The organism is Burkholderia sp. SIMBA_051 (assembly GCF_046534915.1).
Lineage (GTDB): Bacteria > Pseudomonadota > Gammaproteobacteria > Burkholderiales > Burkholderiaceae > Burkholderia > Burkholderia ambifaria.
Map to the genome: position 1 here is coordinate 65,198 of NZ_JAWRXS010000007.1, position 11,642 is coordinate 76,839.

Sequence of the window (11,642 nt, forward strand, 5' to 3'; positions counted from 1 at the left end):
AACTCGCGACGGCACTTGCCCGAACGTTGATGACGTTGGCTCTTGAAACCGAATACGCGCGCGCACGCGCTGACCGATTCACCCCTGACCCGAGCTTACGGAGAATCTCCGCGCTGCTCTGGCGCGTTTTGGACGTTTGCCAAGCCGTTCCCCTTCGGCCCGAGCACGAGCAAGCCCGCTCTGCGTGCGTTCGACCAGCAAGTCACGCTCCATTTCTGCAACCGCCGTCAACATCGACAGCAGCAGCTTCCCGGCGGGTGACGTTAGATCGGCCTCGTGATCACCATCGACCGCTGCTCAAGCGCACGAATGGTTTGCAGCGCGTCCACGCCGAGTCGATCAAGTTTCGTAGCGACCAACGTTTCCCCCGGCGCGAATCGTTTCCATCAATCGACCGAACGGACGCTCGTTCGCGCATGTCTTGCCGCTGACCCCGTGGGCTGCACAAATTGCGCGGGCCGCCCTCACAAAAACAGGAAGTCCTATGATTGCGGCGACCGGTCCAAGGATCGCACCCTTCATCGAGCCCGCGGGCCGTGAATCCCTACAGGGCGGCAAATAGATCGTCGCATCACAAACGCTGACATGCGACGCAAAGTGTTACCCGCACCTGTTCAAGCGAATCGACACGAATTGGCCACGACAGTCGCCGAGTCGTTCTCGGCACGCCGCTCAGACTTCAAGCGACAGGTCTATGCGAGCCAAAACAATCGCAAAGGCCCGGTCAAGGCTAAGCCCCGTTTCGCCCACGATCCAATTGGCAATGGGCCCCGTCAAATACTTGCGTTCTGTCTTGTCCGGCGCGAGAGAACCAAAATGCAGCTCTCGAAGAGCGGCCAGATAAGTTGCTTGTGTCGATTCACTTGCAAAGCCAGCGCTGCCGGCGCAACCGTTAATCCACTCAGCAGCAGCTTTATGAGCGTCGCGATTACCGCCGAGCAAACCATCGAAAATCGACGGTTCCCGCAACTTGAGCGTTATCAGGTATGCGAGAAGTCCCGCGGGCCGGATGGGTCCGGATAAGGCAAACAGCGCGCACAGTTTCTCCATATCGCGCAATGACAATCGGGCGGCACGCACCCAAACCAGCGCGGCCGCGTAAAAGCCCTCTACAGCGCGATTCTGCGGAGGCTCGAAACCATAACGCAATAGCTCCTGCGTAAGAAAATCAGTAGCTTGCGAGGGATACTGTGAATGCCGTTCCGCAGACGGCGCAGGCAAACGAAAGAAAAAGCGCACAAATTTCGAGAGATATGCCGCAGCGTCGGTCTCGCGTCCGAACATTCCCTTCACTGCCTGCTCAAGCTGCTCGCGGTTCAACAGCAAGACGAAGACAACGTTCGGAATTTCGAAGAAGTGCTTCACGCGCTCGATCAGCCGAACGGAGAACATAGGATTGCATCGGTCAAGCTCGTCCACAAACACGACGACTGGCTTAGCTTGTTTTGCCGCGAACTCGGCCAACGCGCGTCGATATTCAACAAACGACCGTTTCTCTTCGTCGTGCTCTTCGAGCTTTTTCTCAATGGACTTTTCCGCCCGGTCCGCTACGCCGTCCTGCGCCGCGTCAACCACTTCCTTGATATCTTCAGAGAGGTCAGCGGAACCGAGTGCCAAACGTCCGACGGCCCCAACAAGCATCCTCGCAGTGAGCGGCAGGATGGCCTTCATAACCGCTGCGGCCCGCCCGCGTAACAGGCGACCACTGCCCTCACTATCATCGAGCAAGGTTGCCAACTCTGCCGCGATGACCATGAACGGGTCTTCGATGTAGTCTTGTTCGAAGGCGTCGATGAAGGCAACCTTGTGCCCGGCCGCACGCAACTGCGCAGCCCAATTCCGTCCAAACCAAGTCTTACCGCCACCCCATGGTGCATCGATGGCGATCGCGCCGCCCGCTCCCAAGCGCCCGACAAAGTCTGTTAGGCGAGCAGCGTATCGCTGTCGGTTGAGCCGATCATCGTGAAATGGCGGCCGTTCGGGATCGAATTGCCACGCGGAAAAGGCCAGCGGCGGATGGTTTATGCCTGTCATCGTTTTTTCGTTTCGGCATTGATATGTCATGAACACTACCATGGGAAGCGAAAGCAGCAACCACCTGCTCTGGTTCAATCACGAACCGGCCCTCTGAGTTCTGATACAATGCGCTCCCACAGAAGTATCCGACATGGAGTAGCGCTGCCTGCTCCTTGTTCCTTTTGAATCAAAGTGTTGCGGATGCGCGTGGAGGAGCCTTCGATTCCCATCGCCCGCTCCACTTTCGGCTGCACGGCAGCCAGCGCAAGAGCCGCCTCGTCGAAGGCGGCTTTTTTGTACCATGTGCCCGTTCATCCGGCGCACCGCTGCGCGTAACGGGCCCCCGCCCCGAACCGAGCCTTTCTCTGTCACCGATGATGCACGACGATCCGAACGAAGCCGGCCTGCCGCCGGACGACGCCGCCCTCCCCGACGAAGCCGCCGACGGCGCCGACGAAGTCAATCCGCTGCACCACCGCCGCATTCGCAGCTTCGTGACGCGCGCCGGTCGCGTGTCGACCGGCCAGCGCCGCGCGCTCGACGAGTTCGGCCCGCGCTTCGTCGTCCCCTACACAGCTGAAATTCCCGACTGGGACGCCGTGTTCGGCCGCAGCGCACCGCGTATCCTGGAAATCGGCTTCGGGATGGGCGCGTCGACCGCGGAAATCGCCGCGCACCGCCCGGGCGACGACTTCCTCGGCGTCGAGGTGCACGAGCCGGGCGTCGGCGCGCTGCTGAAGCTGATCGGCGAGCAGGACCTGCCGAACATCCGCATCATCCAGCACGACGCGGTCGAAGTGCTCGAGCACATGCTCGCGCCGGAAAGCCTCGATGGCGTGCACATCTTCTTCCCGGATCCGTGGCACAAGGCGCGCCACCACAAGCGCCGGCTGATCCAGCCGCCGCTCGTCGCGCACCTCGCGTCGCGCCTGAAGCCCGGCGCGTACCTGCATTGCGCGACCGACTGGCAGAACTACGCGGAACAGATGCTGGAAGTGCTCGGCGCCGAACCGTCGCTCGAAAACACGGCCGCCGACTACGCGCCGCGTCCCGACTACCGCCCCGTCACGAAGTTCGAACGGCGCGGGTTGCGGCTTGGCCACGGCGTGTGGGACCTGGTGTTCCGCAAGCGCGCCGGCTGAATCCCCGCCGCGACGGCGCACCGCACGCTGCGCGCCACGCAATGAAGAACGGCCCGACCGGCATCTGCCGATCGGGCCGTTCTTCGTTGGAAGCGCCCTCGCCTGCGCACCGGCATCACGCCCAGTTCAGCCACCCGCTGTAACCCACGAGCAGCACGAACAGGCCGAACGCGATCCGGTACCACGCGAACACGGTGAAGTCATGCGTCGCGACGAAGCGCAGCAGCCAGCGCACGCACACGAACGCGCTGACGAACGCGGCAACGAGCCCGAGCGCGAACAGGCCGAGCGAGTCGACGGTGAACGCCTGCCAGTCCTTGACCGTTTCATAGAGCGTCGCGCCGAAGATGATCGGAATCGCGAGGAAGAACGAGAATTCGGTCGCGACGCGCCGGTCGAGGCCGAACAGCATCCCGCCGATGATCGTCGAGCCCGAGCGCGACATGCCCGGCACCAGCGCGAAACATTGCGCGATGCCGACCTTCAGCGCGTCGAGCGGCGTGAGCGCATCGATCGACTGCACGCGCGGCGGCTCGCTGCGTTCGCGCTGCCGCGCCTCGGCCCACAGGATGATCGCGCCGCCGACCACGAGCGCGAATGCAACCGGCACCGGTGAAAACAGCACGGCCTTGATCTTCTTCTCGAACAGCAGGCCGAGCGCGATCGCGGGAATCGTCGCGATCACGACGTTCAGCGTGAAGCGCTGCGCGTCGGGCCGGCTCGGCAGACCGGACACGATGGACACGATCCGTTGCCGGTATTCCCAGCAAACCGCGAGGATCGCGCCGAACTGGATCACGACGTCGAAGGTCTTCGCGTGCGCATCGTTGAAATTCAGGAAGCTGCCCGCGACGATCAGGTGGCCGGTGCTCGACACCGGGAGGAATTCCGTCAGCCCCTCGACGACGCCGAGGATCAATGCCTTGCAGATCAGGATCCAGTCCATCCGTGGCCCAACTCCGAAGTAGTCGAAAGAGAATGGGCCGCGTCACCGCCGCGGCCCGCCCGGCCGCGCGCGGTACGTCGTCACTTTTCGACGATCGCCACGCGTATGCCGTTTGTAAGAATCGTAATTGTACCGGGTTCGTAGTTCACTCCGGCAAATTGCAGTTGCTCGGGCTTGAACGTGTAGATCGGATAGTTGGTCAGCACCTGCGTCGCGAGCAGGCCGGCGGCCGCGCCGACCTGTTGCGCATACATCTGCGCGTTGCCGTCGAGTACGAGGCTGTCGACGGCCGGCGCCCTCAACACGACCGAGCGGCTCGGCGCGTCGTACGCCAGCTGGCCCGACACGGTGAACTTGCCGCTCACCGGCTCGCTCAGGAACGGACTCGCGAAATGCGCGTCGAGCTGTACGGCGACGCGGTTCTGGTCGGGCAGCAGGTTGACGGCCGGATTCGCGAGCGACACGTCGACGACCTGCGCGACCGTCTTCTGGTACGGGAACTTGCGCGCGACGGCTTTCTGCACGTCGCCGCGCGAGAACGTGTAGTGATCGGGGATGAACGGGAACGTCGACGCGCAGGCGGCGAGCGATACCGACACGCCGATGGCGCCGGCGCAGACGGCGAGGAAACGGCGCCGGCCGGGCGTGCAAGATGCGGTCATGCTGGACAATCTCCTGTATCGGGCGAAGCGGCAATCGTGCCATCGGCCCGGCCGCCGCAGCGGGGCCGTGGACCGAAGTTAGTGCTTGCGCACACGCCGCCGGTTCCATGCGCGAGCCGATGCACGACCATGCGTCAACGGGAAGCGCCGGTGCCGGGCGACGGCTGGGTCGCGACCTCAAGGCGCGTGAGCCACGCGAGCGCGTCGTCGCGCGACGCACCGCACATCTCGGCGGACGGCTGCAGCCCGGAACAGCACGCGGGACGCTCCGGCCGGCCGAAGATCCGGCAGCGCAGGTCGTCGCCGAGCTGCACGCAGCGCACGCCGGCCGGCTTGCCGTCGGGCATCCCCGGAATCGGGGACGAAATGGACGGCGCGATGCAGCACGCGCCGCACCCCTCGCGGCACGCATGCGGCGGCGGGGCATCGGCGGGCGCCGGACGGACAGGCATTTCGACGGACACTCGGCTCTCTCAAGAACGACAAAAAACGGTGCGGCAACCGGACGCGGCGTGCGGCGGCCCACCGCGCATTGTGCCATCGCCGGCTGCGACGTTATTACACAATGCAGCCGAAACGCGCGTTTATATACTCGAAACCATCTGAAAAGCGCGAGGCCGCCATGAGTTCCGGTTCTGCCGATACGATGTTCCGTCCCGATTTGCTCGCGAAGTACGGCGCGAACGGGCCGCGCTATACGTCCTACCCTACCGCGCTGCAGTTCCGCGACGATTTCGACCCGGCCGACTACCTGCGTGCCGCGCGCGATCCCGGCGCGTCATCGAGCGATCTGTCGCTGTACTTCCATATCCCGTTCTGCAACACGGCCTGCTTCTATTGCGGCTGCAACAAGATCGCGACCAACAACCATCGCCGCGCGCGCCCGTATCTCGAGCAACTGAAACGCGAGCTGGCGCTGCAGGCCGCGCTGTTCGATCCCGCGCGCCCGGTCACGCAGCTGCACTGGGGCGGCGGCACGCCGACCTTCCTGTCCGACGCCGAAATGGCCGAACTGATGGCGACCACCCGCGATTATTTCGTGCTCGCGCCGGACGCCGACGCCGAGTTCTCGATCGAGATCGACCCGCGCACGGTCACGCCCGCGCGGCTCGTCCACCTGCGCAACATCGGCTTCAACCGGCTGAGCCTCGGCGTGCAGGATTTCGATCCGGCCGTGCAGCAGGCGATCAACCGGGTCCAGCCGCTCGCGATGACGTCCGATTTGATGTCGGCCGCGCGCGCGACGGGCTTCCATTCGGTCAGCGTCGACCTGATCTACGGGCTGCCGCACCAGACGGTCGCCGTGTTCGCGCGCACGCTCGAGACGATCATCGAACTCGCGCCGGACCGTCTGTCCGTATTCGGCTACGCGCACATGCCGCATCTGTTCAAGATGCAGCGGCAGATCGACGACGCGACGCTGCCGCCGCCCGAAACGCGCATCGCGCTGCTCGGCCTCGCGATCGACATGCTGACGTCGGCCGGCTACGTGTACATCGGGATGGATCACTTCGCGCGGCCAACCGACGAACTCGTGCGCGCGCAGCGCAACGGCACGCTGCAGCGCAATTTCCAGGGCTACAGCACGCGCGCGGATACGGACCTGATCGGTTTCGGCGTGTCGTCGATCGGCAAGGTCGGCGACGTCTACGCGCAGAACGCGAAGGACCTGCCGGCCTACGGCGCCGCGCTCGACGCGGGCCAGCTGCCGATCGCGCGCGGCGTGCGGCTCACGGCCGACGACCGGCTGCGCCGCGACGTGATCACGCAACTGATGTGCAACCTCGAACTGCCGTTCTCGCATATCGAGGCGGCGCACGGGATCCGCTTCGCCGATCACTTCGCGCGCGAGCTCGACGCGCTGCGCGGGTTCGAGCAGGACGGGCTGCTGACGATCGCCGGCGACCGCCTGACGATTCAGCCGGCCGGCCGGATGGTGGTGCGCAACATCGCGATGGCGTTCGACGCCTACCTCGGCCGGACGCCACACCAGCGCTACTCGCGCACCGTCTGACGCCGCGCGGCCGCATGCGGGCGGCCGGTTTGCTAAAGTAATGGGCTCAACGCCCCTGCAAGAACCCGCACGATGCGCACCACCAAAGCGACCCACGCGGTCGAACGCCTGAAGACCCGGTCCGGCAACCCGCAGTTCGCGGCCGTCGCGATGGCGGGCGGCCTGTTCTATCTGGTCGACCGCTCGGGCGGCACCGCCGAGAAGCGCAGCGAGCCGCTGCCGCTCGACGAGTTCGTCAAATTCGTCGACCAGTTCGGCCCCCAAAAGCCGCGCAAGGCGAGCAAGCTCGACCTCGCGTTCGAAGCGCAGATCAAGAAGAGCAAGGGGTAAAGGTCTGTTGCAGGCCGTCTGAAGGCTTCGCCGGCGCCCCGTTTGGTACAATCACGAAGTTTCTCTATCCCCGCTGATGGCCGACCTGGCTGCGTGACCACACCATGAATATCGAAAACGCGCGTTTCAACATGATCGAACAACAGATCCGGCCGTGGGACGTGCTGGATCTGGACGTCCTGGGCCTGCTGTCGATCGTCAAGCGTGAAAACTACGTGTCGCCCGAACATCGCGATCTCGCGTTCGCCGACCTCGAGCTGCCGCTGCCCGGCGGCCGCGGCAAGATGCTGTTCCCGCGCGTCGAAGCGCGCATGCTGCAGGAACTGGCGGTCAAGAAGCACGAGAACGTGCTCGTGATCGGCGCGGGCTCCGGCTATCTGGCCGCGCTGTTCGCGCATCGCACGCTGCACGTGACGGCCGTCGAGATCGATCCGGCCATCGCGAAGTTCGCGGCCGACAACCTGCGCAACGACGGCGTGACGAACGCGGAAGTCGTGCTCGGCGACGGCTCGCTCGGCTGGCCCGACAAGGCGCCGTACGACGTGATCTGCGTCGCGGGCGGCCTGCCGGTCGTGCCGCAGCAGATGCTCGAACAGCTGAAGATCGGCGGCCGCCTGTCGGCGTTCGTCGGCGGCCGTCCGGTGATGAAGGCGCAGATCATCACGCGCATCGACGACAAGCAGTACCGTGTCGCCGACGTGTTCGAGACCTACGTCGACCACCTCGTGAACGCGATCGAACCGTCGCGCTTCAAGTTCTGAGCGGCGGCCCCATGCAGATCCTGACTGCCGCGATGCTCACCGAATGGCTTCGCGATCCGGCGCGTCCTGCGCCGGTCGTGCTCGACGTGCGCGAACCGTGGGAAATCTCGACCGCGCAGATCGCCGGCAGCGTGTCGATCCCGATGCAGCAAATCCCCGCGCGCAGCGAAGAGCTCGACGACGAAGCCGAAATCGTCTGCGTGTGCCATCACGGCATGCGCAGCGCGCAGGTCGCGATGTTCCTCGAATCGCGCGGCTTCACGAAGCTGTACAACCTGCAGGGCGGCATCGACGCGTGGTCGCGTGACGTCGATCCGTCCGTGCCGCGTTACTGAGTTATCGGCCTACCCCGGCGGCGCATTGCGCGCCGCCACGCCGACCGGCCCATTGCCGCCGGTCGCACCGGTTCCCGCCGAACGGGCGCGCTTTGCGCGCCCGTTTGCGTTTCTGCTTCCGTGTTTCACCCTCGTTCCATTGACTTCGGTGCCTCGGCGAGCGCGCCGTGCACCATTTGCGCCCGCGCGACTGCACCGCAACGGATCGCGCATGCTGCACGACGCGTCACGTGCACCGCCTGCGCCCCTCGAGCCACCCCGGCCAGGCACGCCCAGCGTGCATCCGCGCGACTGGCACATGCCTTGCGTTACTGGGATGCCGGCGCCACCACGGCGCACGCAAATCCAACACGTCAAGGGGAACCCGATGAAACGTCGCAGTCTGCTGAAGTTCGGTTCGATGGCCGGTGCACTCGCGCTGGCGGGCAAGAGTCCGTTCGCGCAAGCGGCCGATGCGGGCACGGGCCCGATCAAGGTCGGCATCCTGCATTCGCTGTCGGGCACGATGGCGATCTCCGAAACGTCGCTGAAGGACACGGCGCTGATGACGATCGCCGACATCAACAAGAGCGGCGGCGTGATGGGCCGCAAGCTCGAGCCGGTGGTCGTCGATCCCGCATCGAACTGGCCGCTGTTCGCGGAGAAGGCGCGCCAGCTGCTCACGCAGGACAAGGTCGCGTGCGTGTTCGGCTGCTGGACGTCGGTGTCGCGCAAGTCGGTGCTGCCGGTGTTCGAGGAACTGAATGGCCTGCTCTACTACCCGGTGCAGTACGAAGGCGAGGAAATGTCGCGCAACGTGTTCTACACGGGCGCCGCGCCGAACCAGCAGGCGATACCGGCCGTCGAGTACCTGATGGGCGCGGAAGGCGGCGGCGCGAAGCGCTTCTTCCTGCTCGGCACCGACTACGTGTATCCGCGCACGACCAACAAGATCCTGCGTGCGTTCCTGAAATCGAAGGGCGTGAAGGACGCCGATATTCAGGAGGTCTACACGCCGTTCGGCCACAGCGATTACCAGACGATCGTCGCGAACATCAAGACCTTCGCGCAGGGCGGCAAGACGACCGTGATCTCGACGATCAACGGCGATTCGAACGTGCCGTTCTACAAGGAACTCGGCAACCAGGGGATCAAGGCGACCGACGTGCCGGTGGTCGCCTTCTCGGTCGGCGAGGAGGAACTGCGCGGGATCGACACGAAGCCGCTCGTCGGCCACCTCGCCGCGTGGAACTACTTCATGTCGGTGAAGAATCCGACGAACACGAAGTTCAAGGACCAGTTCGCCGCGTGGGTGAAGGCGAACAACCTGCCGGGCGGCGCGAAGCGCGTGACCAACGACCCGATGGAGGCGACCTATGTGGGCATCCACATGTGGAAGCAGGCCGTCGAGAAGGCGAAGAGCACGGACGTCGACAAGGTGCGCGTCGCGATGATCGGCCAGAGCGTTGTCGCGCCGTCGGGCTTCACGCTGTCGATGGACGGCAACCACCACCTGCACAAGCCGGTGATGATCGGCGAGATTCGCGGCGACGGGCAATTCAACGTCGTGTGGAAGACGAAGACGGCCGTGCGCGCGCAGCCGTGGAGCCCGTTCATCGCGGGCAACCAGGGCAAGCCGGACGTCGTCAGCTCGATCCCGGCATTCCTGCGGCGGCAGCGCGCGGCGCTCGCCTGATGCGATGCGGAGCGCCGCGCACCGGCGTGGCGCTCCGCTCGCAGGCTGCCGCGGGCATGCCGCCGCGCGGGCGGTGACGAACCGCACGCGCCCGCGCACCGCCGCACGCATTCGCTTTTCTACGCCCCACAGGATCTCCCGATGCCTACCCGCTTTCGCCGCGCCGCCGTCGCGGTCGTCGCCTGTGCCGCGCTGGCCTGCGCGCTGCCGCGCGCCGCGTTCGCCCTGACGGCCGCCGATACCGCCGCGCTCGCCGGCGACGACTTCGACGCGAAAACGACCGCGATCGAACGGATCGCCGCCGATGCCGATCCGCGCGCCGTCGCGCTGCTCAATGCGCTGTCGACCGGCGACGCGCTCGCGACCGGCGACGGACGCCTGCTGATCCAGACCGGCGACACCGCGCACGATGCGCTGACGCAGGCCGCGACGCCGGCCGGCGACGCGCAGCCCGTGATGCTGAACAACCTGCTGCGCACGAAGATCGCCGCCGCGCTGTCGGGGCTCGCGCTCGCATCGCCCGATGTCGCCGCGCGCCGCGACGCGATCGACGCGCTGCTGAAGTCGCCCGACCCGGCACTCAAGCCGATGATCGAGCGTGCACGCGCGAAGGAAACCGACCCGGCATTGAAGCGCCGCCTCGACGCGCTGTGGGCCATCGCGGCGCTGCACGATGCCGATCCGGCGAAGCGTCTCGACGCCGTGCAGGTGGTGGCCGCGCGCAGCGATCTCGACATGATCGAGCAGTTGCGCCCGTTCGTCGCGAAGAACGCCGACGGCAGCTACACGGAACCCGACGCGCGCGTACGCGCAGCCGCGCAGCAAGGGCTCGACACGTTGCACGCGCTGCAGCGCCGCGGCGAGATCGTGGGCACCGTGTTCGCGGGCCTGTCGCTCGGCAGCGTGCTGCTGCTCGCGGCGCTCGGCCTCGCAATCACGTACGGGCTGATCGGCGTGATCAACATGGCGCACGGCGAATTCCTGATGATCGGTGCGTACGCAACCTATGTCGTGCAGACGCTGATCCAGCGCCATGCGCCGGCCGCGTTCGACTGGTATCCGCTCGTCGCGGTGCCCGTGTCGTTCGCGGCGGCCGCGCTGGTCGGCATCGTGCTTGAACGTCTCGTGCTGCGGCACCTGTACGGCCGCCCGCTCGAGACGCTGCTCGCGACGTTCGGCGTGAGCCTGATCCTCATCCAGGCGACGCGCATGCTGTTCGGCGCGCAGAACGTGCAGGTCGTGAACCCGTCGTGGATGAGCGGCGGCGTGACCGTGATGCAGAACCTGATCCTGCCGTACAACCGGCTCGCGATCCTCGCGTTCGCGCTCGCGGTCGTGTTCGTCGCGTGGGCAGTGCTGACGAAGACGCGGCTCGGCCTGTTCGTGCGCGCGGTCACGCAGAACCGCCGGATGGCCGCGTGCGTCGGCGTGAAGACCGCGCGCGTCGATGCGTATGCGTTCGCGTTCGGCGCGGGCATCGCGGGCCTCGGCGGCTGCGCGCTGTCGCAGATCGGCAACGTGGGCCCCGATCTCGGGCAGAACTACATCATCGATTCGTTCATGGCGGTGGTGCTCGGCGGCGTCGGCCAGATCGCCGGCACCGTGCTCGGCGGCTTCGGGCTCGGTCTCGTCAGCAAGGCGATCGAACCGTTCTGGGGCGCCGTGCTCGCGAAGATCGCGGTGCTCGTGATGATCGTGCTGTTCATCCAGAAACGTCCGCAGGGCATGTTCGCCCCGAAGGGCCGCAGCGCGGAGGCGTGA

The 11,642-nt window shown here is 65.8% G+C and carries 12 protein-coding genes; 7 read left to right on the forward strand and 5 right to left on the reverse strand.

Annotated elements, in window-relative coordinates; translation table 11 throughout:
• Positions 1 to 78 precede the first annotated feature (78 nt).
• Positions 79 to 234: a recombinase family protein gene (locus SB771_RS18480; protein WP_175660961.1), complete on the reverse strand. Its 156-nt coding sequence runs from the start codon at positions 232 to 234 to the stop codon at positions 79 to 81.
• A 438-nt stretch (positions 235 to 672) separates the two neighbouring features.
• Positions 673 to 2,034 carry a P-loop NTPase fold protein gene (locus SB771_RS18485; RefSeq protein WP_175660960.1) on the reverse strand — a complete coding sequence of 454 codons (1,362 nt, stop codon included), beginning with the start codon at positions 2,032 to 2,034 and terminating at the stop codon, positions 673 to 675.
• Between the two features lie 356 nt (positions 2,035 to 2,390).
• Between SB771_RS18485 and trmB the strand changes: the two genes are divergently transcribed.
• A complete protein-coding gene (gene trmB, locus SB771_RS18490) occupies positions 2,391 to 3,158 on the forward strand; it encodes a tRNA (guanosine(46)-N7)-methyltransferase TrmB (RefSeq protein ID WP_175660959.1) in 768 nt (255 codons plus the stop codon).
• Positions 3,159 to 3,273: 115 nt separating this feature from the next.
• On the opposite strand, the gene SB771_RS18495 is transcribed toward trmB, so the two are convergent.
• From SB771_RS18495 to SB771_RS18505, 3 genes are all read right to left on the reverse strand, one after another.
• Positions 3,274 to 4,104: an undecaprenyl-diphosphate phosphatase gene (locus SB771_RS18495; protein ID WP_175660958.1), complete on the reverse strand. Its 831-nt coding sequence runs from the start codon at positions 4,102 to 4,104 to the stop codon at positions 3,274 to 3,276.
• 80 nt (positions 4,105 to 4,184) lie between these two features.
• Positions 4,185 to 4,766, reverse strand: coding sequence for a DUF1439 domain-containing protein (locus tag SB771_RS18500; protein ID WP_006752097.1), 582 nt, complete (start codon positions 4,764 to 4,766; stop codon positions 4,185 to 4,187).
• Positions 4,767 to 4,900: 134 nt separating this feature from the next.
• Positions 4,901 to 5,218 (reverse strand): YkgJ family cysteine cluster protein, encoded by a 318-nt coding sequence (locus tag SB771_RS18505; RefSeq protein ID WP_043173643.1) that lies wholly within the window; start codon positions 5,216 to 5,218, stop codon positions 4,901 to 4,903.
• A gap of 170 nt (positions 5,219 to 5,388) precedes the next feature.
• On the opposite strand from SB771_RS18505, the gene hemN reads away from it, so the two are divergent.
• The 6 genes from hemN (at position 5,389) to urtB (ending at position 11,642) form a co-directional block, all read left to right on the forward strand.
• A complete protein-coding gene (gene hemN / locus SB771_RS18510; protein ID WP_175660957.1) occupies positions 5,389 to 6,780 on the forward strand; it encodes an oxygen-independent coproporphyrinogen III oxidase in 1,392 nt (463 codons plus the stop codon).
• A gap of 72 nt (positions 6,781 to 6,852) precedes the next feature.
• Positions 6,853 to 7,110, forward strand: a complete 258-nt coding sequence (locus SB771_RS18515; protein WP_006752100.1) for a hypothetical protein — start codon at positions 6,853 to 6,855, stop codon at positions 7,108 to 7,110.
• 104 nt (positions 7,111 to 7,214) lie between these two features.
• Complete coding sequence (locus SB771_RS18520; protein ID WP_011656163.1) at positions 7,215 to 7,871, forward strand: protein-L-isoaspartate O-methyltransferase family protein; 657 nt, start codon at positions 7,215 to 7,217, stop codon at positions 7,869 to 7,871.
• An 11-nt stretch (positions 7,872 to 7,882) separates the two neighbouring features.
• Positions 7,883 to 8,206 (forward strand): rhodanese-like domain-containing protein, encoded by a 324-nt coding sequence (locus SB771_RS18525; protein WP_410721813.1) that lies wholly within the window; start codon positions 7,883 to 7,885, stop codon positions 8,204 to 8,206.
• A gap of 367 nt (positions 8,207 to 8,573) precedes the next feature.
• Positions 8,574 to 9,881 carry an urea ABC transporter substrate-binding protein gene (urtA, locus tag SB771_RS18530; protein WP_105831568.1) on the forward strand — a complete coding sequence of 436 codons (1,308 nt, stop codon included), beginning with the start codon at positions 8,574 to 8,576 and terminating at the stop codon, positions 9,879 to 9,881.
• A 141-nt stretch (positions 9,882 to 10,022) separates the two neighbouring features.
• A complete protein-coding gene (gene urtB / locus SB771_RS18535; RefSeq protein WP_175660956.1) occupies positions 10,023 to 11,642 on the forward strand; it encodes an urea ABC transporter permease subunit UrtB in 1,620 nt (539 codons plus the stop codon).